The sequence below is a fragment of the Mycobacterium sp. 1274761.0 genome, assembly GCF_001668615.1.
Taxonomy (GTDB): domain Bacteria; phylum Actinomycetota; class Actinomycetes; order Mycobacteriales; family Mycobacteriaceae; genus Mycobacterium.
In genome coordinates, this window is record NZ_LZMC01000035.1 from 1 (window position 1) to 24371 (window position 24371).

Sequence of the window (24371 nt, forward strand, 5' to 3'; positions counted from 1 at the left end):
CCCCGCGGCCCCCCCCCCCCCGCTCCCCGGGAGCCGCGCGATGCGAATTGGATCGGCAAGGTTCTCGCCGTCGCAGGCGTCGCCGTCACGCTCATAGGCGTCGTCATGCTGCTGGTGCTGGCCGCCCAGGCCGGCATCCTGCGCCCCGAGATCCGTGTCGGTGCGGGCGCTGTGCTGGCCGCGGGCCTCGTCGGTGTCGCGACGCGGCTCAACACCCGGCCCGGGGGACGAGTCGGCGCCATAGCCCTCGCCGCGACCGGCATTGCCGCGGCGTACATGGACGTCATCGCTATCACCACGATCTACGACTGGGTGCCCGCTGCCGCCGGGTTGGTGATCGCGACGCTCATCGGCGGTGGCGGCCTTACCCTGGCCCGGCGCTGGGATTCGCAACACCTCGGTCTGCTCGTGCTGGTGCCGCTGATCGTGCTCGCGCCGATCATCACCGACGGGATCACGATTTTGTTGATCGGGTTCATGCTCGCCATCTCCGCGGTATCCCTGCTGGCTCAGCTTGGCAAGGACTGGCTCTGGCTGCACGCCGCCCGCATCACCGCGCCGACCTTGCCGCTTCTGATCGCGTTGGTGGCGGCCCGATTCGGCGACGGCAACCAGGGCTGGCTGGCCGGCGGCTGCGGGCTCGGCGCCACCCTCGCCGCCGTCGGTGCGGTCCTTCTGCTGCCGTCGACGGCCAACCGCGCCGCGATGGCGGTGTTGACCATCGCGGGCATGCTTCCCGTGCTGTGCGCGTCGGCAGCGCTGCCGCCCGTGGTTGCCGCCTTGATGGCCGGGGGTCTGGCGGCGGCGCTGCTGGCGCTGGTGCTCGTTGGCGACCGGCTGCCCGGCGTGTCGAAGATCGTTCGGCAGATCTGGTCGGCGGCCTCTGCCGTGTCGGCCCTGATCGCGGTGACCGTCGCGTTCGAGGGCGAGGTCGCGACACCGGTGCTGTTGGCGATGGCCATGGTGGTCGCTGTTGCGGGCCGCCGCGACGACATCGCCCGCGTCATCGCCGTCGGCTTCGGCGTCGTGGGTGGACTCCTCTACTTCTGCTATGCGCCGCCCGTCCTGCTGATCCACGCCACGGTGCTGTCCACCCCGGATGCGGTCGCGATCTTGATCTCGAGCGTCCTGATGATCGTTGCGGTGGCCGCGATCGCATGGTCATGGCTCGGACGCGGCGGGCCCGACGCCGACGCGGTGCGGATCGTGCTGACGATAATGGCACTGGCCGTGGTGTATTCGGTGACCACGTTCACCGTCACCGCCGGAGTGCTGGCCGGCGGCGAGGGCGGCGGGTTCTTCGCCGGGCACATGGCCGCGACGATCTGCTGGATCGCCCTGGCCGCCGCCCTCTTCGGGTACGCCGCACGACGGCGCCGCGACGATCGGTCGCTGCCGATCGCCGCGGGCCTGGCGCTGGTGGCCGGCTCCATGGCCAAGCTGTTCCTGTTCGACCTCGGCACGCTCGACGGCATGTTCCGCGTCGCGGTGTTCATCGTCGTCGGGCTGGTGCTGCTGGGAATGGGGGCGGGCTACGCCCGCCTCCTGGCCGCCCAAGACCAGCAGAAAGTGTGACGCTGATCATAAGATAATCTGGAGTCATTCCAGATTGGGAGGCGTTGAACAGGGCATGAGCAAACGTCGAACCGAAGCAGAAACTCGCAACTTCCAAGCATCGGACCAGCTCAGCGGCAACTTGCAGCGAGTACTGGTCGATCTCGTCGAACTTCACCTGCAAGGCAAGCAAGCCCACTGGAACGTCGTCGGTACCAACTTCCGCGATCTCCATCTGCAGCTGGACGAGCTCGTCGACTTCGCCAGGGAAGCCAGCGACACCATCGCCGAACGCATGAGGGCGCTGGATGTGGTGCCCGACGGCCGCTCCGACACCGTTGCAGCCAGCACCACGCTGCCGCAGTTCCCGGCCTACGAACGGAGCACCGACGAGGTCGTCGACCTCATCACCGCCCGCATCTACGCTGCGGTCGACACGCTGCGCGCCGTGCACGACGAGGTCGATGCCGAGGACCCCAGCACGGCCGACATCCTGCACCAGCTGATCGACGGACTCGAGAAGCTCGCATGGCTGATCAAGTCGGAGAACCGCAAGGTCTAAGCGCAGATCGCCTCGACGGTCGCGGCGATCAGCACGTCCACGGCTTCGGGCCGCGCGCCCGTGCGGATCCGGAGCGCGATCGCGTTGAGCGTCGCGGTCGCCAGAGCGGCGGCGGCGGCCGGGGGGAGAGGCGCCAAATCTCCGTCGGCCGCCGCCTGCTCAAACCGTTTCGTGAAGGCCGCAGTGAACGCTTCGAAGGTGTCATCGACGGCTCTTCTCACATCGGCGTCGTGCGGCGCTTCGGTGACCGCTGTCCCGATCAGAAAGCAGCCCCGCGGCGCCGGGTCACCGGCGAGATAGAAGTTGCGAGCATTCCGATAAAGGGCCAGTAGCCCCTCGCGCAGCGGGCGCGGCTGTGCCAGCGCTTCCTCCAGCGCCGCTTGGCTGTCCTTGGCGTACCTGGTGACGACCTTGATGTACAACTCGCGCTTGTCGCCGAAGCCTGAGTAAATGCTCGGTCGATTCATCGTCATCGCCGCGGCGAGGTCGTCGAGCGACGTAGCGGCGAAACCCTTGCGCCAGAATGCATCCCGTGCATTCCGAAGAGCAATCTCGGGCTCGTAGGCGCGCGGGCGACCGCGAGGCCTTCGCGCAGAACTAGTCATCACGTGAATTTTATACTAGTTTGCACAAAATGGAGCTATTCATCGTCGAGACCGGTTCCGGCGAACCCGTTTTGCTGTTACACGGATATCCACAGAGCTCCTCGTGCTGGCGGCACCAAATACCCGTATTGGCGCAGCACCACCGTGTGATCGCCCCCGACTGGCCCGGGTTCGGCCGATCGGCGCCGCCTCCGACGGCGCCCACCTACGACGCCGAAGTCGAGCGCATCGAACAGCTCGTGACGTCGCTGCGCCTCGACCGCTTCAACCTCGTCGCGCACGACTACGGCGGATTCCTCGGTCTGGGCTACCTTCGCCGATACCCGCATCGGGTGATGCGCTTCGCCGTGCTCAACAGCCGCGCGCACAAGACGTTTCGCCCGTGGTTCTATCGATTCTCGCAGCAGCAGCATTGGGCGGCCACCCACGTGCCCGCGGTCCTACGCCGATTTCCCTTGCGCCGCGCGCATCACTACGCGCTACAGCGTTACCGCCGGCTCGGTTGCTACGACGATGCCCTGGAAGCCGAATATCTCGGTTGGATGGGCACCCCACAGGGCCGACGCACCTACGTCGACTTCTTCGCGAACTATCACGTCCCCCAGGTTCCTGGGCTGGCGGAAAGTCTTCGCGAGATCACTTGCCCAACCGCAGTCGTCTGGGGTGACCGCGACCCCTACATTCCCTTTCAAACGGCCCGCGAGCTCGCAGAGCCGATTCCGGCCGCGACGCTGACCCGGCTGTGCGGGGCCGATCACTACATCATGGAAGAGCGCCCCGCAGAGGTGACGGAGGCGCTGCTCGATCTGCTGGCACGGCCCTGCGTGGCCGGCGACGAAGTGGGTATCCCACGCGGGTGGCAGTGACACGAGACATTCCGGCTACTCGCCGGCAGGTATGGGACGTAATCGCCGATGGATGGACATACTCCCAGTGGGTCGTCGGCAACAGCCGGATGCGGGCTGTGGATCCGAACTGGCCGGAGGTCGGCTCCTCGATTCGCCATTCGATCGGCGTGTGGCCGCTGGTCATCAACGACGAGACGGTGGTCGAGGAAAGCGTGCCGCAGGAGAAGCTGGTGCTGCACGCCAAGGGGCAGTTGGGTGGCGCCCGAGTCGTGTTGCGGCTCAGCGACATACCCGATGGTTGCCGGGTGACTATGGAGGAGTATCCCGTCAGTGGGATAGGCGCCCTCGTGCCGAGGAAGGTTGGCGACCTCGCGGCGTGGCCGCGCAACCGCGAAACCTTGTGGCGGCTGGGCGCCATCGCCGAGCGGCGCAAGCCGTCAGAAGTCAACGACGGCTGACGGACTCCAGCTCGGCGGCATGCGAGGTGTCGCCGTTGCGTCTGCCGACCAGATACCACGTCTGCATCGGGCCCTTGCCCTTGATGTCGACGACGCCGCGTTCCTCGAGCACGTAGTCGTTCTTGAGGCGCTCGTACATCTCGTGCGGCACCTGGATGCGACCTTCGACGTCGGTTGATTCCATGCGCGAGGCGATGTTGACCGCGTCGCCCCACACGTCGTAGAAGAACTTGCGCGCCCCGACTACCCCGGCCACCACCGGGCCGGCCGCCAGGCCGATCCGCAGCGGCACTGCCTGGCCTTGCGCATCCTTCAGGTCGGCGACCGCCTCGGCCATGTCGAGCGCGAGGCACGCGATTGCCTTGTCGTGGTCGGCCCGCGGTTGCGGCACGCCGCTGACGACCATGTAGGAGTCGCCGCTGGTTTTTATCTTCTCGAGGCCGTGCCGGTCGACGAGGGCGTCGAGGTCGGTGTACAGCGTGTCGAGGAATCGCACCAGCTCCGTTGGGGCGGTATTGCTGGCCCGCTTGGTGTATCCGGCGATATCGGCGAAAAGAATCGACGCGTCGTCGTATTTGTCGGCGATGATGGTGCGCGACGGATCTTTGAGCCTGCGGGCGATGGAGGCTGGAAGAATGTTGGCCAGCAACGCTTCTGATCGTTGATACTCGGCCTCCATCGCCTTCTCAGCGCGGTCGATCTCGCGTAGCGCGTACCAGACCGTCGCCATCACCATCACCGCCGAGCCGATCACCGAGCTCGCAAAACCCACCGTCATCGTCCACGGCGGCCCGAGACCTCTGTCATTCGGCACGAAGAGCTCGAGGGCGATGGTGCCCGCAGCGCCGGCGGCCACAATCACCGACGCCAGCACGATCCGTTCGATACCGAACACCAGGACCACGAGGGTGGCCGAAACCAGGAAGTAGAACTGCAGGCCTGTGCCCGTGCCCATGGTGTAGCAGATGTATCCCAGCGACAGATAGGCGATCAGAAAGAAGGTCAGCGGCGCGATCAGCTCACCGAAGCGGTAGAGCACCGGGACCGTGAGAAAGACCGCCCCGAACACGAGGTTGAGCAGCCCGACCCACCAGGCCGGCCCGCCGATCAGCAGCTGGAAGACGCCGAACGCGAAACTGATGAACGCGGCCATGCCTGTCGCGATTTTCAGCACCCGGAATCGGCTGGCGACGCTCTTGGCGTAATGCTGTGTCCGAGCTGGAACCGCGACACTGTCAAGTGCCAGTTCGGGCATGCAGACCGATCGCGCCCTGCGCGTCATGAGCAGAAGCCTACGTCGCGGCGACCCGTATCGGCTGGAAGATGCGACGAGTCGGGGAGGACCGTTTGCTCGGCTGGGCTGCCGCAATCGACATCGGACGGAACAGACCGACGCGGCCGGCGCTGCGGCCCATTTATTCTCAGCGAACTAGAGTTTCGACTATTTTGTGCGACGTTGTAAGGTCGAGTTCATCCGCTTCTGACCGTGGGGGATGAGCATTGGACCGGTGGGGGATTCGTAGCGCGGCAATCGGTTGTGCCTTTGCTTCATGCGCGATGATCGCCGGGCCCGGCCTGCTGGCCACCCCCGTCGCCCACGCCGGACTCTTTGGATTCGACTTCGACATCTTCGGCGGCGACGACAACAAGTCAAGCATGCATCACCCCCGCCCCGGGTCAGGTATGAGCAACCAGTCGTCCGCGCGTAGCGCCGCCGGGGTAGCCGCCGCGGAGGCGCCCAAGGCGAAGGTCGGAAGTCAACCCGAGAGCCTAGGGGCCGCGAAAAGCGCCGAGAGCGTCGGAACCCGTTCGCTTGCAAACGTTCCCGAGAACGTCGCCGTCGCCGAAAGCGCGGTCGGCAGCGGTACCGGTGTTAGCGGCGGAGGCGGCGGTGGGGTGCCGTCTGCCACCACCACAGGCCGCCCTGGCAACCTGCCCAGGGTGTCCACGGCGCCGTCGGCCCGGACCGTCGTCATCCGTGCGACCCCTCGTACCGCCGGTTCCCCCGGCTCGGCAGGCGGTCCCGCCGCCCTACCGGCACTGCCGGGGCCGCCGGCGGCCGTCCCGCTGGCCGCGCAGCCCCCGGTGTCTCCGGAACCGGAAGGTGTACCCGCCTCCGAAGCGCCGCCGACGCCGTCGTACTCGGCGCCACAGGCGAAAAGCCCAATGGGAGTTAGTGATTCAGGCACGGTTCGGACGCCGCACGCATTCCGGGCGGGATATCCCGAGTACCTGAGGACGGCGAGCACCACCGAGCTGATCGTCGAAGCCATGCCCGGGCTCGCCGGGATCGCGGGGTTCACTGTGATCGGCGCATTTGTCGGCTACCGGCAGGCAAAGGCGGTGCAGCGAGCCCTGTTGGCGCCCGTGCCGACCAGCATCCTGCTGTAGCGGGTGATTGCGTCAGCCGCCAACCCGTGTCTGCGGGACGACGTTGAACGCAGGGCTGTGACCGGGATATGAACCGGCCGCGCCGATCTTGTCCTGGCCCCAAGTTCCGGCAGTTGAGAGGTCGGGCATGCTCGTATCGCTGCTGTCGCGCAGAAGTGCGCAGCCGGCGTCCTGATCGCCGGGCACCCGGTGGTCGGGGTACGCAGGCATATGCGACTCCGCGTCGGGAATGCCGCCCCAACACGACTCAGGATCGGCGGCGGCCGTGCCCGCAAACCCGCCAACACCGGCCAGGCAGGCCGCCAATGCCCCGGCCACAAGTAGCTTATTTGCGAACGAAAGTACTTTGACCATGAGTTATTTCTCCCCCGACGGGTAACGGTGGGTGATTCATAACACGGTCCAACCAAAAATCACTGCAAATTGACGAATCCGCAGAAGACTCACAGTTTGATGGCGGCGCGGTGCCCTCGGTGAGATTCGAACTCACACTGTACGGGTTTTGAATCCGTTTCCTCTGCCAGTTGGGATACGAGGGCCTTGCAGCAGTCGGCCTTCCACCATAGAGGATGCCCCGCGGTCGCTGACTCGGCCCGCGACCGCCACAATGACAGCCATGACCCGCGCAACGAATGATGAGGCCAAGCCACACCGTGTTCTCATCGCGGAGGATGAAGCCCTGATCCGGCTCGACCTCGCCGAGATGCTGCGCGAGGAAGGTTATGAGGTGGTCGGTGAGGCCGGCGACGGTCAGGAAGCCGTCGAGCTGGCCGAGAAACTGCGGCCGGACCTGGTGATCATGGACGTCAAAATGCCGCGGCGCGACGGCATCGACGCTGCGTCGGAGATCGCCGGTAAGCGCATCGCTCCGATCGTCGTGCTCACTGCCTTCAGCCAGCGGGAAGTCGTCGAGCGGGCCCGCGACGCCGGAGCCATGGCCTACCTCGTCAAACCCTTCTCGATCAGCGACCTCATTCCCGCGATCGAGCTGGCGGTCAGCCGGTTCGGCGAGATCGCGGCGCTGGAGAAGGAAGTCGCGACGCTGTCCGAGCGCCTGGAGACGCGCAAGCTCGTCGAACGGGCCAAGGGCTTGCTGCAGGAAAAACACCAGATGACAGAACCCGAGGCGTTCAAGTGGATCCAGCGCGCGGCAATGGATCGGCGGACCACGATGAGGCGCGTCGCGGAGGTGGTGTTGGAGACTCTTGCCGCACCCGGGGGCGCAGCGCCGTCGGACCAATGACGGAAAACGCGCACTACGGCTACGTGGCGGCTATGTTCTACCCCGAAGCTGTCAGGTTATCGGTCAGGTTATTGAGTCGGAGGTGAAACGTGCGCGGTCGCGTGGCACGGAACGCAGTTGCGTTCGGTAGCGCAGGACTGTTGGTGCTCAGCATGGCTGCCTGTCAGCAGTCCAAGCCCGAAGAGGAGACGTCGCAGACCAATCTGAAGATCGTCGAGCAGGTACAGATCGACGAGAACGGCGGAGAGGTCAAGGCGGCTGCAGGTGCCGTGCCCGCGGATCCCGCAGGTGACGGCAAAGCCAACTGCCCGCCCGTCTCGATCGCCATGGCCGGCGCGCTCAACGGCCCCGACGCCGCACTCGGCATCAACATCAAGAACGGCGTGCAACTGGCCATCGACAAGCACAACGCCGCCAATCCGGGCTGCCAGGTCCAGCTCAAGCCGTTCGACACCGAAGGCGATCCGCAGAAGGCCACAGCGATCGCGCCGCAGATCGTCGACGACCAGTACACGATCGGCCTTGTGGGGCCGGCCTTCTCGGGCGAGACGAAGGCCACCGGCGGCGTGTTCAACCAGGCCGGCCTGGTCGCTGTCACCGCATCGGCGACCAACCCGACGCTCAGCGAGAACGGCTGGAAGACATTCTTCCGCGGCCTGGCCAACGACGCCGTCCAGGGCCCGTCGGTGGCGAACTACCTGAAGAACGGGCTGAAGTTCAAGAAGGTCTGCGTGATCGACGACAGCACCGACTACGGCCTGGGTCTGGCGACCGCCGTCCGCGACACCTTGGGCCCCGTTGCCGACGGCGGCTGCAACATCTCGGTCAAGAAGGGCGACAAGGACTTCTCCGCCGCGGTCACCCAGGTCAAGGGCGTGAACCCCGATTCCGTGTTCTACGGCGGCTACTACTCGGAGGCGGCCCCGCTCGTCCAGCAGCTCAAGGACGGCGGCTTCAAAGGCACCTTCGTCAGCGCCGACGGCACCAAGGATCCGCAGTTCGTCAGCCAGGCCGGCGAGGCGGCCAAGGACGCCATCCTGTCCTGCCCGTGCGGTCCCGCCACCGGGGCGTTCGCCGACGAGTACAAGAAGAAATTCAACGCCGAGGCGGGTACCTACAGCGCCGAGGGCTACGACCTCGGCACCATCCTGGTCAAGGGCATTGACTCGGGCGCCATCACCCGGCCCGCGCTGCTCGACTTTGTCAGGAATTACAACGGCCAGGGTGTGGCACGTAAATACCAATGGACGCCCAATGGGGAGCTCACCACCAATTTGATCTGGATCTTCAAGGTCCAGTAACCCTGCGGCGAAGCGCGTCCGAGACCTCAAATCTCGGACGCGTTTTCGCTACAGATCACCCGTGCGAGGAGCCGCCACCGGATGAGTTTGATCCCCCCTGATTGCATCGAGCAGTACGCCTGCCTGGCTGCCAATATCAACTTCAATCTTGAGAACCTGCGAAGCGGCTTCTGGCAGTTGACAATTGACGGCCTGTCATGGGGGGCTATCTACGCGCTGGTGGCGGTTGGCTACACGCTGGTGTTTGGCGTGCTGCGGCTGATCAATTTCGCACACTCCGAGATCTTCATGCTCGGCATGTTCGGTGCGTATTTTTCGCTCGACCTCATCATGGGCTTCACTCCGAGCGGCAACGCCTACAACAAGGGCATTGCGCTGACGATCGCGTATCTGGCGATCGCGATGTTGTTCGCCATGCTGGTATCGGGCTCGGCCGCCATCGGGTTGGAGTTCATCGCCTACCGGCCCCTTCGAAAACGCAACGCACGGTCGCTGGCCTTCCTCATCACCGCGATCGGCATGTCGTTCGTGTTGCAGGAGTTCGTCCACTTCGTTTTGCCCAAGCTGCTCAAGGGTTATGGCGGCAGCAACGCACAACAGCCGATCATCCTTGTTCAGCCCAAGACGCAGTTCACGATCTTCGGTGCCTCGGTGTCGAACGTCACCGTGGTCATCGTGGTGGCGGCGCTCGTGTTCGCGGTGCTGACCGACTTCGCGATCAACCGGACGAAGTTCGGGCGCGGCATCCGCGCTGTCGCGCAGGACTCGACGACCGCCACACTCATGGGTGTGTCGCGCGAACGCATCATCATGGCCACGTTCCTGATCGGTGGACTGCTCGCCGGCGCGGCCGCTCTGCTGTACACACTGAAGGTGCCGCAGGGCATCATCTACTCCGGCGGATTCCTGTTGGGCATCAAGGCCTTTTCGGCCGCGGTGCTCGGAGGAATCGGCAATCTTCGCGGCGCGCTGCTCGGTGGCCTGCTGTTGGGCATCATGGAGAACTACGGGCAGGCGGTGTTCGGCACCCAGTGGCGTGACGTGATCGCGTTCGCGCTGCTCGTTCTCGTGCTGCTGTTCCGGCCGACCGGGATACTCGGTGAGAGCCTCGGAAAGGCACGCGCATGAGCCCCGCCCAGAAACGCCTGCTGGCACCGGGCGACGGCCTGCGCCAGTGGTGGGACATGCGCTCCCGAATCCAGAAGTGGGTGTTCGGCCTGCTGCTCTTCGGCGTCGTCGCCCTGTTGCCGCTGTTCACCCCGCCGTTCCTGGATACGCCCGGCATCAGCTTCGGCGGCACCATGGCACAGTTCGCGATGGTCGCGATCATCGCGATCGGGTTGAACGTGGTGGTCGGTCAGGCCGGTCTGCTGGACCTCGGCTACGTGGGCTTCTACGCCGTCGGCGCCTATACCGTTGCGCTGCTCACCAGCCCCGACAGCCCGTGGAACAAGGTCAGCCCCAACGGATTCCTCAGCACGCCGTGGGCGTGGCTGTCGTGTGTGCCCCTGGCGATGGCGATCACGGCGATGGCCGGGCTGATCCTCGGCATCCCGACGCTGCGGTTGCGTGGCGACTATCTGGCCATAGTCACGCTGGGCTTCGGCGAGATCATCCGGCTCATGGCCGACAACCTCGCCGATATCACCAACGGCCCGCGCGGGCTCAACGAGGTGGCGTTCCCGCGGGTAGGGGAGAGCGACAAACTCCCCGAAGGCGTTTTCTCCAGCGCGAATTCGGCGGGTCACGCCAACTACGGCACCTGGTGGTTCTGGCTCGGCCTGGCCCTCATCGTCGTGATTTTGATCCTCGTCGGCAACCTCGAACGCAGCCGCGTGGGGCGCGCCTGGATCGCCATTCGCGAGGACGAGGACGCCGCTGAAGTGATGGGTGTCAACACCTTCCGGTTCAAGCTGTGGGCGTTCGTGATCGGGGCGGCGATAGGCGGGCTTTCCGGAGCGCTGTACGCCGGGCAGGTGCAATACGTCGCACCGCCGACGTTCAACATCATCAACTCGATGCTGTTCCTGTGCGCGGTGGTGCTCGGTGGGCAGGGCAACAAGCTCGGGGTGATCTTTGGCGCGTTCATCATCGTCTACCTGCCCAACCGTCTGCTGGGCGTGGAGTTCCTCGGCATCAACCTCGGCGATCTGAAGTACCTTTTCTTCGGTCTCGCGTTGGTGGTACTGATGATCTTCCGGCCCGAGGGGCTGTTTCCGGCCCGCCAGCAGTTGCTGGCCTACGGGAAGGCGGCGCGCGAGCTGCTGCGGGTTGGTCCACGCGAGAAGGAGCCGGCCGCATGACGTCTCCGATGCCCCAGGAAGCCGTCGAAGAACTCGCGGGTGTTCACCGCGACATTCACGCCGCCGAGGGCGAAGTCCTGTTGCAGACACAGGACCTGACGGTCAAATTCGGCGGGTTGACCGCGCTGGACTCGGTCACCTTCGACATCCGCCGCGGCGAGATCCTCGGCATGATCGGGCCCAACGGGGCGGGCAAGACCACGTGCTTCAACGCGATCACCGGTGTGTACCGGCCCACCTCGGGCTCGGTGATCTTCGACGGTGCGCCGCTCGGGCGTATCAAGCGGCATCAGATCACCCGCAAGGGAATTGCCCGTACATTCCAAAACATTCGGCTGTTCGGCGACATGACGGCGCTGGAGAACGTCATGGTGGGCACCGACGCCAGGCACCACACGTCGGTGCCGGGTGCGCTGGTACGCACGCCGCGGCATGGCCGCGAAGAGCGATCGGCCATTGAGCGTTCGGCCGCCCTGCTGCACTTCGTCGGCATCGCGCACCGCGGCCAGGAGAAGGCGAAAAATCTGCCCTACGGTGACCAGCGGCGGCTCGAGATCGCGCGTGCGCTGGCGACCGAACCCAAACTGCTGTGCCTCGACGAGCCGGCCGCCGGATTCAACCCGAGCGAAAAGGCCGCGCTCATCGAACTCATCCGCAAAATCCGCGACGACGGCTACACCGTGCTGCTGATCGAACACGACATGCGGCTGGTCATGGGTGTCACCGACCGGATCATCGTGCTGGAGTTCGGCCGCAAGATCGCCGACGGCCTGCCCGCCGAGATTCGCGAGGACCCGAAGGTCATTGCCGCTTACCTGGGGGTGCCCGATGACAGCGACCAATGACACGTCGTCTGCCGTAGACAATCGGCCCGTGCTGCTCGAAGCCCGAGACATCGTCGTGCACTACGGCAGAATTCAAGCGCTGCACGGTGTCTCGCTCGTGGTGCGTCAGGGCGAGCTGGTGACGTTGCTCGGGTCCAACGGTGCCGGCAAGACCACCATCATGCGCGCGATCTCCGGGCTGCGACCGCTGACCTCGGGATCGGTATGGTTCGAGGGCAACGACATTTCCCGCATGAAGGCGCACCGGCGTGTCACCGAGGGCCTGATCCAGGCGCCGGAAGGACGCGGTGTCTTTCCCGGCATGACCGTCACCGAGAACCTCGAGATGGGTTGCTACGGACGTAAATTCGCGTCCAAGGCCGAACACAGGGAACGCCTGGACTGGGTGCTGGAAACCTTTCCCCGGTTGGGTGAACGGAAGAACCAGGTGGGCGGCACGCTGTCCGGCGGGGAACAGCAGATGCTGGCCATCGGCCGGGCGCTGATGGCGCGGCCCCGGGTGCTGCTGCTCGACGAGCCGTCGATGGGGTTGGCGCCCATGGTGATCTCGCAGATCTTCACGATCATCGCCGACATCAACGCCCAGGGCACCACGGTGCTGCTCGTCGAGCAGAACGCGCAGCAGGCGCTCACCCGCTCTGATCGGGCCTACATCCTGGAAACGGGTGAGATCACCCGCGAAGGCCATGCCCGAGACCTGTTGAAAGATGACAGCATTCGCGCCGCCTACCTCGGCGTCGCCTGACTCGACCCTTTCCTAGCGCGAGCGTGCGTGTCTGCTCATGACACGCCGCCGAATTTGGGCAGGTCATGCACGTTCGCTCAAGGCTCAGCGTGCGCTAAGAATAATCGTGGCCAACCGCATTCAGACGCTGCTCGGCGTCGACTACCCGATCGTCCAGGCGCCGATGACTTACATCGCGCGGGCAGAGCTCGCCGCCGCCGTCTCCGAAGCCGGTGGCCTGGGCATGATCGAGACGCTGACGCCCGACGGGCAAGCCGATCTGCACCGCGTTCGCATGCTCACTGACAAGCCGGTCGCCGCCAACCTGATGATTCAGGGCTGGAAAAAGGATCCGTCCATCCTCGATGTGCTCGCCGAGGCGGGAGTGCGGTGCGTCTTCACCTCGGCCGGTGATCCCGCGTTGTTCACTGCGCGGCTGCACGAGGCAGGCATGACCGTGGTGCACGTCATCGGTTCACTTCGGGCCGCGATGAAGGCTGCCGATGCCGGTGTCGACGCGCTGGTGGTCGAAGGCGTCGAGGGCGGTGGATTCAAGTCGGCGCTGGGTGCCTCGACAATGGTCCTGCTTCCGCTCGTCGCCGAACGTATTCACCTGCCGCTCATTGCAGCCGGCGGTGTGTGCGACGCGCGGTCGGCCGCCGCCGCCGTGGTGCTGGGTGCTGAAGGCGTGCAGATGGGCACGCGAATGCTGGCCAGCACGGAGTCGTCGGTGCACGCGAACTTCAAGAACGCGATCATCGATGCAAACGACTGGGGCACAGTGCTTCTCGACATGCCAGGCAACCCGACCATGCGGGTTCTGCGTACCGGGCTCGCAACGCGGGCAGCCGCCCACGACCCCGACGTGCAGCTGCTCGGGAAGGTCACCGATCTCTACTTCGACGGCGACATGGAGGCCAGCGTCGCCAATACCGGCCAGGTGTCGTCGCGGATCGCCGAGCTGCTGCCCGTCGCCGAGATCGTCCGCCGCACATGGCTTGAGATAGAAGGTGCCCTCAATGCGGCCAGAGCCAGGATTTAGCGCGCGACGATCACCGACGAGCCGTGACCGAACAGCCCCTGGTTGGCCGTGACGCCGACGGTGGCGCCTTCGACCTGGCGACCCGTCGCCTGGCCCTTGAGCTGCCAAGTAAGCTCGCAGACCTGCGCGATGGCCTGCGCGGGAATGGCCTCACCGAAGCAGGCCAGGCCGCCCGACGGGTTGACCGGCACCTTGCCGCCGATGGTCGTCGCGCCACTGCGGAGCAGCTGCTCGGCCTCGCCCTTCTCGCACAGGCCGAGATGCTCGTACCAGTCCAGCTCCAGCGCGGTCGACAGATCGTAGACCTCGGCGAGGCTGACGTCCTCGGGCCCGATACCGGCCTCGGCATAGGCGGCGTCGAGGATCTGGTCTTTGAACACCCGCTCCGGCGCGGCGACCACGGCCGTGGAATCCGTTGCAATGTCCGGCAATTCGGGCAGATGCTGCGGGTATTGTGGGGTGACGGTGCTGACCGCCCGCACCGACGGAACACCCTCGAGCGACCCGAGATGCTTTTCGGCGAACGACTTGCTCGCCACGATCAGCGCGGCCGCTCCGTCCGAGGTCGCGCAGATGTCCAACTGCCGCAAAGGATCGGCCACCACGGGGCTGGCGAGCACATCCTCGACCGAACTCTCCTTGCGGTAGCGGGCGTTCGGGTTCTGCAGGCCGTGCAGGGCGTTTTTCACCTTGACCTGAGCGAAGTCCTCTGAGGTGGCGCCGTAGAGGTCCATCCGCCGACGCGCCAGCAGCGCGAAGTACACCGGGTTCATGGCGCCGATCAAATGGAAGCGCTGCCAATCCGGGTCGTTCTTACGCTCGCCGCCGACCGGCGCGAACGCCCCCTTGGGCGTGGTGTCGGCGCCGATGACCAGCGCGACGTCGCAGAACCCGGCAAGGATCTGCGCCCGCGCGCTTTGCAGCGCCTGGGACCCGCTGGCGCACGCGGCGTAGCTGGAGCTGACGGGCACACCGTTCCAGCCGAGCTTCTGCGCGAAGGTCGACCCGGCGATGAAGCCGGGATAACCGTTACGGATGGTGTCCGCGCCGGCCACCAGTTGAATCTGACGCCACTCCAGTCCCGCCTCGGCCAGCGCCGCCCGTGCGGCGACAACGCCGTACTCGGTGAAGTCGCGGCCCCACTTGCCCCATGGGTGCATACCGGCCCCGAGGATGTACAGCGGTTCTGGACTCATGCGATCGTCCAGGCGTGCACGATCCGCTCGACGCCCTCGTCATCGACGAACAGCGGCATCGTTGTCAGCTCCATCTCCATACCGACCTTCAGATCGGCGGCAAGGGTGCCGTCGACGACCTTGCCCAACACGATCAGCCCCTCGTCGGCCAACTCCACCGCAGCGATCGCGAACGGCTCGAACGGATCCGGCGCCGGATACGGCGCGGGCGGGGGATAGCGGTTCTCGGTGTAACTCCAAAGGGTGCCCCGCCGCGACAACGGCACTTGGGCCAGCTGGTCGCCGTCACACGCCGGATTGGGGCAGTTGTTGGCGCGCGGCGGAAAGACATATGTTCCGCATTGATGGCACTTGCCGCCGATGAGGTACGGCGCTCCCGATCCGTCGGTGGCGAACCACCCGTCGACCGCCGGTTGAGTGGATGTTGACACGCCGGTCAGCCTACCGAGTTGCGGCGGAAAACTGAAACGTGTTCCAGTTTGGCGGACGGGTCGGTCGATAGCGGTCGGGCAGCAGTTGCGTCATACCGTGGCTACTGATTCGCAGTGGTTGCGATGAGTCGCTAGTGCCGCCCGGCGGCGAGCAGGATGCTGAGCAAGTCGTCGGGGCAGTCACGCATTAGGTTATGCGCGCCGTCGAGCGCATGTGTGGACCACGCCGGATCGTCACGCAGTCGGGCGAATGTGGCAGCGAACGGCGACTCGTCGGGCCATTGCATCGCGTAGATGTAATAGCGGCGGCGGATGCCGGAGAGGTTGCCGCTCAACCGGATTGGCTGCATGAGTGACGCGAGTGGATGTGCGGTGGCGCGTTCGTCGAAGAACGGCAGCGGTGGCACGCCGTAGCCGGTCCGGTCGACGTTCGCATACCACCGGCGCTGCTCGTCGGTGGTCAGCGTCCAGCAGGAGTCGCCGTTCTCGGGGACGAATGCGTCGATGTACACCAGCGCGTGGATCCGTTCGGGCATGCGATCGGCGACCGCAGTGATCACCATGCCGCCGTAGCTGTGCCCGACGAGCACCGCATCGGTGACTCGGTGGGCGGTGAGGTCCGCTGTGACGTCCGCGATGTGGGTCTCCAGGTTGACGCCGGCGTGCAAAAGGTGAGCTCGCTCGGCAACCCCGGTCAACGTCAGTGGCACGACGCGGTGCCCGTCGGCGCGAAGTTCGTCGGTGAGGTCGTCAAAGCACCATGCGCCATGACACGCGCCGGGAACAAGGGCATAAGTGGTCATGTTCCGATCTTGTCTGACGAGTAGACCGACGGCTACGAGACGTGTCGTGGTCAGTGGCACGACGGCTACTGCGTGTCAGCGGCCGTGCATAGAGTAGGGCCGTGACCGCAAGTGCACCCGCAACGGCCGAGAAGGCGACCGACAAGCCGACATTGATGCTGCTGGACGGCAATTCGTTGGCGTTCCGGGCCTTCTATGCGCTTCCGGCGGAGAACTTCAAGACCCAGGGAGGCCTGACCACCAACGCGGTCTACGGGTTCACCGCGATGCTGATCAACCTTCTGCGCGACGAGCAGCCCAGCCACATCGCCGCCGCTTTCGACGTGTCGCGGCAGACCTTCCGGTTGGAGAAGTACCCCGAGTACAAGGCCGGCCGGTCGTCGACGCCCGACGAGTTCCGCGGACAGATCGACATCACCAAGGAGGTGCTCGGCGCGCTGGGCATCACGGTGCTTGCCGAGCCGGGTTTCGAAGCCGACGACGTGATCGCCACCCTGGCCACCCAGGCCGAGAACGAGGGGTACCGGGTGCTGGTGGTCACCGGGGACCGAGACTCGTTGCAGTTGGTCAGCGACGACGTCACGGTCCTGTATCCGCGCAAGGGCGTCAGCGAGCTGACCCGTTTCACGCCCGAGGCGGTGCTGGAGAAGTACGGGCTCACCCCGCAGCAGTACCCCGACTTCGCCGCGCTGCGCGGTGACCCCAGCGACAACCTGCCCGGCATCCCGGGCGTGGGGGAGAAGACCGCGACAAAATGGATCGCCGAATACGGTTCGCTGCAGGCTCTCGTGGACCAGGTCGACACCGTGAAGGGCAAGGTCGGCGACGCCCTGCGCGCCAACCTGTCGCACGTCGTGCTCAACCGTGAGCTCACCGACCTCGTCAAGGACGTCCCGTTGGCGCAGACACCCGAGACGCTGCGCATGCAGCCGTGGAACCGCGACCAGATTCACCGCCTGTTCGACGACCTCGAGTTCCGCGTCCTGCGGGACCGCCTATTCGAGACGCTGGCTTCGGCGGACCCCGAAGTCGACCAGGGCTTCGACGTGCGCGGCGGCGCGCTCGAACCCGGTGAGCTGGGCAGCTGGCTGGCCGAGCACACCAAGGGCAAGCGGTCTGGGCTGGCCGTCATCGGGACACACCTGGCCTTCGACGCCGACGCCACCGCGCTGGCCATCGTGGCCGGCGACGGCGATGGCCGCTACCTCGAGACAGCCGATCTGCATCCCGACGACGAGTCGGCGCTCGCGGCGTGGCTCGCCGACGCCGATGCACCCAAGGCGCTGCACGAGGCGAAGCTCGCCATGCACGACCTGGAGGGCCGCGGCTGGACGCTGCGGGGTGTCACGTCGGACACCGCGCTCGCGGCCTACCTTGTCAGGCCGGGACAACGCAGCTTCGCGCTCGACGACCTGTCGCTGCGCTACCTCAAGCGGGAATTGCGTGCGGAAAACCCTGAGCAGCAACAGCTTTCGCTGCTCGACGACAGCGACGGGGTGGACGAGCAGGCGGTCCAGACATCCATCCTGCGGGCCAGCGCGGTGATGGACCTCGCCGACGCCCTCGACGAGGAGCTCACGCGCATCGAGTCGTCGTCGCTGCTGAGCGATATGGAGCTGCCCGTGCAGCGGGTGCTGGCCGAGATGGAAACCGCGGGCATCGGCGTGGATCTCGACCAGCTCTCGCAGCTGCAGAGCGAGTTCGCCGACCAGATCCGCGACGCCGCCGAGGCGGCCTACGCCGTGATCGGCAAGCAGATCAACCTCGGTTCGCCCAAGCAGCTTCAAGTGGTGCTGTTCGACGAACTCGAGATGCCGAAGACCAAGCGCACCAAGACCGGTTACACCACCGACGCGGACGCGCTGCAGGGTCTGTTCGACAAGACCGGCCACCCGTTCCTGCAGCATCTGCTGGCTCACCGCGACGTCACGCGGCTCAAGGTCACCGTCGACGGACTGATCAACTCGGTCGCCTCCGACGGCCGCATTCACACGACGTTCAACCAAACCATTGCGGCCACGGGCCGGCTGTCATCGACGGAGCCCAACCTGCAGAACATCCCGATCCGCACCGAGGCGGGTCGGCGCATTCGCGATGCTTTCGTCGTTGGCAAGGGATATGCCGAGCTGATGACGGCCGACTACAGCCAGATCGAGATGCGCATCATGGCGCACCTGTCGCACGACGAGGGACTGATCGAGGCGTTCCGCACGGGTGAAGACCTGCATTCCTTCGTCGCATCGCGGGCGTTCAGCCTGCCGATCGACCAGGTCACGCCCGAGCTGAGGCGGCGCGTGAAGGCGATGTCCTACGGGCTTGCATACGGACTGAGCGCCTACGGTCTCGCCGCCCAGCTCAAGATCTCCACGGAGGAAGCCAAGGTCCAGATGGAGCAGTACTTCGACCGGTTCGGCGGCGTCCGCGACTATCTGCACAATGTCGTCGATCAGGCCCGCAAGGACGGCTACACCTCGACGGTCTTCGGCAGGCGCCGGTACCTGCCGGAGCTCGACAGCAGCAACCGCAACGTCCGCGAGGCCGCCGAGCGCGCCGCGTTGAACGCCCCGATCCAGGGCAGCGCCGCCGACATCATCAAGGTGGCGATGATCGAAGTCGACAGGGCGCTCAAGGATGCCGGGCTGAAGTCACGGATGCTGCTGCAGGTGCACGACGAGCTGCTGTTCGAGGTCGCCGAGGGGGAACGCGACCAGGTGGAGAAGGTTGTGCGCGACATGATGGGCGGCGCCTATCCGCTGGATGTTCCGCTGGAGGTGTCGGTGGGGTACGGCCGCAGCTGGGACACGGCGGCGCATTAGGCGCCTCCATCAGAACCAGCGCCGCACTAACGCAGGGCGGCCCGGTAGCCGGCCAGGCCCTGCAGGACGGGAGCAGCAGCCCTGGCGCCGTAGACGGCGTAGGTCTCCTCCACCAGGAGCGCGTTCACCCGCGGGTCGCCGAAGCCGCGATCAATGCGGTCGCGCACGAACGCCAACTCCACCACCTGTGTCGCGAAGTTTTTCACCGCCTTAGCCGCGGCCGGTCCGCCCAGTCGGGCGGCCTGACCGATGGCCGCCTTGCGCTCGCGAAGCGAGCCCAGCCAGGTCGCCTCGTTGGGCGAAACAAGGCCTGCCGCCACCATGCCGGGCAGCTTCTGCGCGGTGATCACCTGCTCCTTGCGGCGGCTGGCCACCCCGACCCAGATGACCAGCGCGAAGATCGGCACCATCCACAGCACGTAGACGCCGAAATACGCGCCGGCGCCCAGCAGCGACGAGCCGTTCCACAGCCCGTGCATGAACACCGCGCCGACGTAGCCCAGGACAAGGGGGCCCAGTCTCGCCGCCGCGGTGCGCTGTTGCAGCGCGAAGTACACGCCGATGCCGAACATAGACGTGAACAACGAGTGCGCGAACGGCGCCATGACCAGCCGCATCGCTGCGGTCCCCAACGAGTCGCCGACCGTGTCACCGCCGCCGATGTAGAGGATGTCTTCCAGCCAGCTGAACCCAGCGCCGACCAGACCGGCGTACACCAGGCAGTCGGTCAGCGAGTTCAGCTCGTTGCGGCGCCTACCCGTCATCATGACCAGCAGGAACAGCCCCTTGGCGGCCTCTTCTGTCAGCGGCGCACCCAGAACGATGGTGACCGGGCTGACCGAGTCCGATGCGGTGGGGTTGAACGCGGCCTCGGCGACCAGCTGCAGGATCGCCGCGATGACCACGGCCACCGACGCTCCCCACAGAAAGGCCAGGATCAGCAGGCGGGGCGGCTCGGGCTCCCACCGGTCCAGCCACAGGTAGGCCAGCACGACCACGGTCATCGCCACGCTTGAGAGGACGAATCCGATCGAGGTCCCGCCCGGGTTGAATGCGGTCAGCGCGATCACGATCAGGCCGGCGATGGTGCCGAGCAGGATCAACACGCCGAGCGGCGCCCCGACCTTGCGTACCTTCTTCTGAATCGGCGGATACGGCGGACCGTAGAAAAGCGGCTGCGACGGCGGGCCCACGTAGGTCACCAGAGCAGGGTAGCGGCCGACGCGCCGTTTGTTTCGGACCGAGTTTGTCCAGCATGTGCCCAGTCGAGTAACCTCGACAGGTACCCGTGACGTGGTTTCGCGATCTCTGCTGCGGGTGCGAAGCACGATCTCGGCGTTCGCGCCGAAGCCAAACAACAACAGTCATCAGTCCCTACGACCCAACCTGTCCGGAGCAACCCACCACATGCCAAGTCCCTCCGTCACCTCGCCGCAAGTAGCCGTCAACGACATCGGCTCGAGCGAGGACTTTCTCGCCGCCATCGACAAAACCATCAAATACTTCAACGATGGCGACATCGTCGAGGGGACCATCGTCAAGGTTGACCGTGACGAGGTCTTGCTCGACATCGGTTACAAGACCGAAGGCGTCATCCCTTCCCGAGAGCTCTCCATCAAGCACGACGTCGACCCCAACGAGGTGGTGTCCGTCGGCGATGAGGTCGAAGCCCTGGTCCTCACCAAGGAGGACAAGGAAGGCCGCCTGATCCTGTCCAAGAAGCGCGCGCAGTACGAGCGCGCCTGGGGCACCATCGAAGAGCTCAAGGAGAAGGACGAGGCCGTCAAGGGCACCGTCATCGAGGTCGTCAAGGGCGGCCTGATCCTCGACATCGGCCTGCGCGGCTTCTTGCCCGCATCACTGGTCGAGATGCGCCGCGTCCGCGATCTCCAGCCGTACATCGGCAAGGAGATCGAGGCCAAGATCATCGAGCTCGACAAGAACCGCAACAACGTGGTGCTCTCGCGCCGCGCCTGGCTGGAGCAGACGCAGTCCGAGGTGCGCAGCGAGTTCCTCAACCAGCTGCAGAAGGGCGCCGTTCGCAAGGGTGTCGTGTCCTCCATCGTCAACTTCGGCGCGTTCGTCGATCTCGGCGGTGTCGACGGCCTGGTGCACGTCTCCGAGCTGTCCTGGAAGCACATCGACCATCCGTCCGAGGTTGTTCAGGTGGGCGACGAGGTCACCGTCGAGGTGCTCGACGTCGACATGGACCGGGAGCGGGTTTCTCTGTCGCTCAAGGCAACTCAGGAAGATCCGTGGCGGCACTTCGCCCGCACCCACGCCATCGGCCAGATCGTTCCGGGCAAGGTCACCAAGCTGGTGCCGTTCGGTGCGTTCGTTCGCGTCGAGGAGGGCATCGAGGGCCTGGTGCACATCTCCGAACTGGCCGAGCGCCACGTCGAGGTGCCCGACCAGGTGGTCGCGGTCGGCGACGACGCGATGGTCAAGGTCATCGATATCGACCTCGAGCGTCGCCGGATCTCGCTGAGCCTCAAGCAGGCCAACGAGGACTACACCGAGGAGTTCGACCCGTCGAAGTACGGCATGGCCGACAGCTACGACGAGCAGGGCAACTACATCTTCCCCGAGGGCTTCGACGCCGACACCAACGAATGGGTCGAGGGCTTCGAGAAGCAGCGCGACGAGTGGGAGGCCCGTTACGCCGAGGCCGAGCGCCGGCACAAGATGCACACCGCGCAGATGGAGAAGTTCGCGGCGGCCGAAGCGGAAGCCGCCGCAGCGGCCCCGTCCTCGGCCAACGGCGTTTCGCGTGGCGAGGAGCAGTCTGCAGGCGGTTCGCTGGCCAGCGACGCGCAGCTGGCGGCGTTGCGGGAGAAGCTGGCCGGCAGCGCCTGACCGGCGCCCGACCGGATGATTCGCATCGGTCTGACCGGCGGCATCGGCGCCGGGAAATCGACGGTGTCCGCCGCATTCAATGAGTGCGGCGGCATCATCGTCGACGGTGACGTGATCGCCAGGGAGGTCGTCGAGCCGGGTACCGAAGGGCTGGCGGCGCTGGTCGACGCGTTCGGCGGCGACATCCTGCTGCCTGACGGCGCACTGAACCGGCCGGCCCTTGCGGCCAAGGCGTTCGTCGACGATCAGCAGCGCCAACGTCTCAACGGCATCGTGCATCCTCTAGTGGGCAAGCGGCGAGAGGAGATCATTGCCGCGGTCTCCGATGATGCGGTGGTGGTGGAGGACATTCCCCTGCTGGTCGAGACGGGGATGGCGCCGATGTTCCCGCTGGTCGTCGTCGTTCACGCCGACGAGGAGACTCGGGTCGAGCGGCTGATCAAACGGGGGATGGACGAGGCCGACGCCCGCGCCCGGATCGCCGCGCAGGCGTCCGAGGAGCAGCGTCGGGCCATCGCCGACGTACTGCTCGACAACTCGGGGTCGCCGGGCGAACTGGTTCAGCGGGCACGAGACGTTTGGTATCACCGGATACTGCCGCTGGCTCACAACATCCGTACCCGCCAGGTGGTTCGCCCACCTGCTGAACTGGTCGCCTACAAACCCGAGTGGGCCGACGATGCACGCCGCATCATCAACCGGCTTCAAATGGCTTGCGGTGCAAAGGCATTGCGGATCGACCACATCGGCTCAACCGCCGTCCCCGACATGGACGCCAAGGACGTCGTCGATATCCAGGTGACCGTGGAATCACTCGATGTGGCCGACGAACTCGTCGTCGCGTTGAGCGACGTCGGCTATCCCCGCGTCGAGGGCATCACCGCTGATGTTGCACATGACGGGGATGCGTCATTGTGGCGCAAGCGAATTCACGGTGCAGCTGACCCGGGGCGCCCTGCGAATATCCACCTGCGCGTCGACGGATGGCCCAACCAACGGTTCGCGCTCATGTTCGTCGACTGGCTGAAGGCCAATCCCAGTGTGCGCAACAACTATTTGTCGGCCAAGCACACGGCGTTAAGCGAGCCGGACTACACCGCGGCGAAGGAGCCGTGGTTCCTCGATGCCTACTGGCGCGCGCGGGGATGGGCCGAAGCCGCCGGCTGGAAGCCCTAGACGGTGGTCGCTGCGGGTGCGTCCACAGGTGCTGACGGACCGGCGGGTGCGCCGTCGCCGTCGGGTACCGCCGGGTTCGACACCCCGCTGACCGGTGCCTCGCACGTCAGCGCGCCGTAATCCGGGTCGTCCTTGACCGGCAGCACGCGCGGGGCGATGAAGGACTCGGCCTTCGACACCAGAACGTCATCGACCAGGATCTCGCACGTCAGGTTGGCCGAATAGGGCCATTCGATGGCCACCCGCATGCTCGCGGTGCCGTTCGCGGGAAGGACGGCGTTCGCCTCGAAGATGCGACCGGGGATCATCGTCGGGTTAGCCAGCTGCGTTTTGTCGCCCTCAGCGGCGTAGGTGATGCTCGCGCCGCGGGAGACACCGTCCACCCGCGCGCGGTAGACGATGTTGTGCAGCAGACCCGGATCCACCTGGGCGGCGGGGTCGGGCTGCGGCGGGCCCTCCGGATCGGCCGCCGCAGCTGCAGGAATTAACTGGGAGCCGACGATGAGGGTCGCCAGTGCAGCGGAGGTGATCCATCTGCGCTTGCTGAGACTCATGAGGCGACCCTACGCCCCGCGCCAGGTGAGCTCCAAGCCGTTGCCAGCCAACCAGCGGTCCAGGTCGTAGCCATTGCGGGACAGCCCCTCAACCGTGCTCAGAGCGGTCCTGACTGCCTCTTCGCCGACATCGGGGCTCAGCAGCCCGTGCCGCACCGCGGCGAGAAGTTCGTCAACGTCGTCGACCTCGACGGCCTCGCCGGTGCGCACCATCGCCTCGACGGGGCGGTACTCGGAGTGCGCAAGCACGGGATGTTCGGTCGCGAAAGCCATGTTCACAGGGTAGAACCACACACCGACACCGCGTCATTCCCCGGTCGTTTCCCTGGGCCTATGCTTGCCCTATTCACGCACCCAAACACGAGCTGTTCGACCTGGTCGCCCGCACAAACACCGATCCGAAGGGGATCGTACGTGCGGTGGACGAGTACAAGGTCACCCCGTGGGGGTTGTACATGGCCCGGCCGACGCCCGGGCGCGCTCAGTTCCACTATCTGGAGTCGTGGCTGCTGCCGCCGCTGGGCTTGCGTGCCTCGATCTTCTACTTCAACCCTGACCATGAACGCGACCAGGACTTCTACCTCGACATCGGCCGCTACACACCCGGACCGCAGGTGTGGCAGTCCGAGGACCACTACCTCGACCTGGTGGTGCGCACCGGCC

Annotated in this window: 24 protein-coding genes, 1 tRNA gene and 1 pseudogene; 16 read left to right on the forward strand and 10 right to left on the reverse strand. The window is 65.8% G+C overall.

Annotation, left to right across the window (positions count from 1 at the left end; genetic code table 11):
- The coding region (locus A5651_RS05640) for a DUF2339 domain-containing protein (protein ID WP_066976556.1) at nt 1–1575 on the forward strand (1575 nt) is incomplete at its 5' end.
- 55 nt (nt 1576–1630) lie between these two features.
- Nucleotides 1631–2116 (forward strand): Dps family protein, encoded by a 486-nt coding sequence (locus tag A5651_RS05645; protein WP_066976559.1) that lies wholly within the window; start codon nt 1631–1633, stop codon nt 2114–2116.
- On the opposite strand, the gene A5651_RS05650 is transcribed toward A5651_RS05645, so the two are convergent.
- Entirely contained in the window at nt 2113–2721 is a 609-nt protein-coding gene (locus tag A5651_RS05650; RefSeq protein ID WP_066976562.1) for a TetR/AcrR family transcriptional regulator, read from the reverse strand. The genes A5651_RS05645 and A5651_RS05650 overlap by 4 nt on opposite strands.
- Before the next feature lie 29 nt (nt 2722–2750).
- On the opposite strand from A5651_RS05650, the gene A5651_RS05655 reads away from it, so the two are divergent.
- Both A5651_RS05655 and A5651_RS05660 read left to right on the forward strand, forming a co-directional pair.
- Nucleotides 2751–3587 (forward strand): alpha/beta fold hydrolase, encoded by an 837-nt coding sequence (locus tag A5651_RS05655; protein ID WP_066976565.1) that lies wholly within the window; start codon nt 2751–2753, stop codon nt 3585–3587.
- Nucleotides 3578–4027: an SRPBCC family protein gene (locus A5651_RS05660; protein WP_066976567.1), complete on the forward strand. Its 450-nt coding sequence runs from the start codon at nt 3578–3580 to the stop codon at nt 4025–4027. Before A5651_RS05655 ends, A5651_RS05660 begins: the two co-directional genes overlap by 10 nt.
- Here A5651_RS05660 and A5651_RS05665 read toward each other — a convergent pair.
- Nucleotides 4014–5309, reverse strand: coding sequence for an adenylate/guanylate cyclase domain-containing protein (locus A5651_RS05665; protein ID WP_304441181.1), 1296 nt, complete (start codon nt 5307–5309; stop codon nt 4014–4016). The genes A5651_RS05660 and A5651_RS05665 overlap by 14 nt on opposite strands.
- Before the next feature lie 275 nt (nt 5310–5584).
- Here A5651_RS05665 and A5651_RS05670 point away from each other — a divergent pair, with 275 nt between their 5' ends.
- Entirely contained in the window at nt 5585–6418 is an 834-nt protein-coding gene (locus tag A5651_RS05670) for a hypothetical protein (RefSeq protein ID WP_066976572.1), read from the forward strand.
- Between the two features lie 12 nt (nt 6419–6430).
- Here the strand turns inward: A5651_RS05670 and A5651_RS05675 are convergent, their stop codons facing one another.
- Both A5651_RS05675 and A5651_RS05680 read right to left on the reverse strand, forming a co-directional pair.
- Entirely contained in the window at nt 6431–6736 is a 306-nt protein-coding gene (locus tag A5651_RS05675; protein ID WP_156662644.1) for a hypothetical protein, read from the reverse strand.
- A gap of 147 nt (nt 6737–6883) precedes the next feature.
- Nucleotides 6884–6957 (reverse strand) — tRNA-Leu (locus tag A5651_RS05680).
- A gap of 77 nt (nt 6958–7034) precedes the next feature.
- Here A5651_RS05680 and A5651_RS05685 point away from each other — a divergent pair.
- The 7 genes from A5651_RS05685 (at nt 7035) to A5651_RS05715 (ending at nt 13876) form a co-directional block, all read left to right on the forward strand.
- A complete protein-coding gene (locus A5651_RS05685) occupies nt 7035–7661 on the forward strand; it encodes an ANTAR domain-containing response regulator (protein ID WP_066976579.1) in 627 nt (208 codons plus the stop codon).
- An 89-nt stretch (nt 7662–7750) separates the two neighbouring features.
- Nucleotides 7751–8962 carry a branched-chain amino acid ABC transporter substrate-binding protein gene (locus A5651_RS05690; protein WP_066976581.1) on the forward strand — a complete coding sequence of 404 codons (1212 nt, stop codon included), beginning with the start codon at nt 7751–7753 and terminating at the stop codon, nt 8960–8962.
- Between the two features lie 81 nt (nt 8963–9043).
- On the forward strand, nt 9044–10090 hold the full coding sequence (locus A5651_RS05695; RefSeq protein ID WP_066976583.1) for a branched-chain amino acid ABC transporter permease: 1047 nt from the start codon (nt 9044–9046) through the stop codon (nt 10088–10090).
- A complete protein-coding gene (locus A5651_RS05700) occupies nt 10087–11265 on the forward strand; it encodes a branched-chain amino acid ABC transporter permease (RefSeq protein WP_066976585.1) in 1179 nt (392 codons plus the stop codon). The genes A5651_RS05695 and A5651_RS05700 overlap by 4 nt, the downstream gene beginning before the upstream one ends.
- A complete protein-coding gene (locus tag A5651_RS05705) occupies nt 11262–12110 on the forward strand; it encodes an ABC transporter ATP-binding protein (protein WP_066976587.1) in 849 nt (282 codons plus the stop codon). The genes A5651_RS05700 and A5651_RS05705 overlap by 4 nt, the downstream gene beginning before the upstream one ends.
- Entirely contained in the window at nt 12094–12855 is a 762-nt protein-coding gene (locus A5651_RS05710) for an ABC transporter ATP-binding protein (protein WP_066976590.1), read from the forward strand. The genes A5651_RS05705 and A5651_RS05710 overlap by 17 nt, the downstream gene beginning before the upstream one ends.
- A gap of 106 nt (nt 12856–12961) precedes the next feature.
- Nucleotides 12962–13876 (forward strand): nitronate monooxygenase family protein, encoded by a 915-nt coding sequence (locus tag A5651_RS05715; protein WP_066976592.1) that lies wholly within the window; start codon nt 12962–12964, stop codon nt 13874–13876.
- Here the strand turns inward: A5651_RS05715 and A5651_RS05720 are convergent.
- The 3 genes from A5651_RS05720 to A5651_RS05730 all read right to left on the reverse strand — a co-directional run bounded on the left by A5651_RS05720 (nt 13873) and on the right by A5651_RS05730 (nt 16306).
- Nucleotides 13873–15072 carry a lipid-transfer protein gene (locus tag A5651_RS05720; protein WP_066976594.1) on the reverse strand — a complete coding sequence of 400 codons (1200 nt, stop codon included), beginning with the start codon at nt 15070–15072 and terminating at the stop codon, nt 13873–13875. The genes A5651_RS05715 and A5651_RS05720 overlap by 4 nt on opposite strands.
- A complete protein-coding gene (locus A5651_RS05725) occupies nt 15069–15503 on the reverse strand; it encodes a Zn-ribbon domain-containing OB-fold protein (protein ID WP_066976596.1) in 435 nt (144 codons plus the stop codon). Before A5651_RS05725 ends, A5651_RS05720 begins: the two co-directional genes overlap by 4 nt.
- 131 nt (nt 15504–15634) lie before the next feature.
- Nucleotides 15635–16306: an alpha/beta fold hydrolase gene (locus tag A5651_RS05730; protein ID WP_066976600.1), complete on the reverse strand. Its 672-nt coding sequence runs from the start codon at nt 16304–16306 to the stop codon at nt 15635–15637.
- Nucleotides 16307–16461: 155 nt separating this feature from the next.
- Here A5651_RS05730 and polA point away from each other — a divergent pair, with 155 nt between their 5' ends.
- Nucleotides 16462–19122 carry a DNA polymerase I gene (gene polA / locus A5651_RS05735; RefSeq protein ID WP_197496554.1) on the forward strand — a complete coding sequence of 887 codons (2661 nt, stop codon included), beginning with the start codon at nt 16462–16464 and terminating at the stop codon, nt 19120–19122.
- Nucleotides 19123–19148: 26 nt separating this feature from the next.
- Here the strand turns inward: polA and A5651_RS05740 are convergent, their stop codons facing one another.
- Nucleotides 19149–20324 (reverse strand): PrsW family intramembrane metalloprotease, encoded by a 1176-nt coding sequence (locus A5651_RS05740; RefSeq protein ID WP_066976606.1) that lies wholly within the window; start codon nt 20322–20324, stop codon nt 19149–19151.
- A 205-nt stretch (nt 20325–20529) separates the two neighbouring features.
- On the opposite strand from A5651_RS05740, the gene rpsA reads away from it, so the two are divergent.
- Nucleotides 20530–21978, forward strand: a complete 1449-nt coding sequence (gene rpsA / locus A5651_RS05745; protein ID WP_066976609.1) for a 30S ribosomal protein S1 — start codon at nt 20530–20532, stop codon at nt 21976–21978.
- 15 nt (nt 21979–21993) lie between these two features.
- Nucleotides 21994–23154 (forward strand): dephospho-CoA kinase, encoded by a 1161-nt coding sequence (gene coaE / locus A5651_RS05750; RefSeq protein WP_066976612.1) that lies wholly within the window; start codon nt 21994–21996, stop codon nt 23152–23154.
- On the opposite strand, the gene A5651_RS05755 is transcribed toward coaE, so the two are convergent.
- Nucleotides 23151–23708 carry a hypothetical protein gene (locus A5651_RS05755; protein WP_066976615.1) on the reverse strand — a complete coding sequence of 186 codons (558 nt, stop codon included), beginning with the start codon at nt 23706–23708 and terminating at the stop codon, nt 23151–23153. The genes coaE and A5651_RS05755 overlap by 4 nt on opposite strands.
- Nucleotides 23709–23717: 9 nt before the next feature.
- A pseudogene (locus A5651_RS05760) lies at nt 23718–23921 on the reverse strand (hypothetical protein); the annotation flags it as partial.
- A 161-nt stretch (nt 23922–24082) separates the two neighbouring features.
- Between A5651_RS05760 and A5651_RS05765 the strand changes: the two are divergent.
- Nucleotides 24083–24371 (forward strand): DUF402 domain-containing protein (locus tag A5651_RS05765; protein WP_231988578.1); only part of this gene is annotated, 289 nt, incomplete at its 3' end.

Coding starts and splice junctions, on each gene's coding strand:
- A5651_RS05655 (WP_066976565.1), top strand. CDS start 2,751: ATGGAGCTATTCATCGTCGAGACCGGTTCCGGCGAACCCGTTTTGCTG.
- A5651_RS05665 (WP_304441181.1), bottom strand. CDS start 5,309: ATGACGCGCAGGGCGCGATCGGTCTGCATGCCCGAACTGGCACTTGAC.
- coaE (WP_066976612.1), top strand. CDS start 21,994: ATGATTCGCATCGGTCTGACCGGCGGCATCGGCGCCGGGAAATCGACG.
- A5651_RS05670 (WP_066976572.1), top strand. CDS start 5,585: ATGATCGCCGGGCCCGGCCTGCTGGCCACCCCCGTCGCCCACGCCGGA.
- A5651_RS05710 (WP_066976590.1), top strand. CDS start 12,094: ATGACAGCGACCAATGACACGTCGTCTGCCGTAGACAATCGGCCCGTG.
- A5651_RS05720 (WP_066976594.1), bottom strand. CDS start 15,072: ATGAGTCCAGAACCGCTGTACATCCTCGGGGCCGGTATGCACCCATGG.
- A5651_RS05695 (WP_066976583.1), top strand. CDS start 9,044: ATGAGTTTGATCCCCCCTGATTGCATCGAGCAGTACGCCTGCCTGGCT.
- A5651_RS05700 (WP_066976585.1), top strand. CDS start 10,087: ATGAGCCCCGCCCAGAAACGCCTGCTGGCACCGGGCGACGGCCTGCGC.
- A5651_RS05685 (WP_066976579.1), top strand. CDS start 7,035: ATGACCCGCGCAACGAATGATGAGGCCAAGCCACACCGTGTTCTCATC.
- A5651_RS05650 (WP_066976562.1), bottom strand. CDS start 2,721: ATGACTAGTTCTGCGCGAAGGCCTCGCGGTCGCCCGCGCGCCTACGAG.
- polA (WP_197496554.1), top strand. CDS start 16,462: ATGCTGCTGGACGGCAATTCGTTGGCGTTCCGGGCCTTCTATGCGCTT.
- A5651_RS05730 (WP_066976600.1), bottom strand. CDS start 16,306: ATGACCACTTATGCCCTTGTTCCCGGCGCGTGTCATGGCGCATGGTGC.
- A5651_RS05645 (WP_066976559.1), top strand. CDS start 1,631: ATGAGCAAACGTCGAACCGAAGCAGAAACTCGCAACTTCCAAGCATCG.
- A5651_RS05755 (WP_066976615.1), bottom strand. CDS start 23,708: ATGAGTCTCAGCAAGCGCAGATGGATCACCTCCGCTGCACTGGCGACC.
- A5651_RS05705 (WP_066976587.1), top strand. CDS start 11,262: ATGACGTCTCCGATGCCCCAGGAAGCCGTCGAAGAACTCGCGGGTGTT.
- rpsA (WP_066976609.1), top strand. CDS start 20,530: ATGCCAAGTCCCTCCGTCACCTCGCCGCAAGTAGCCGTCAACGACATC.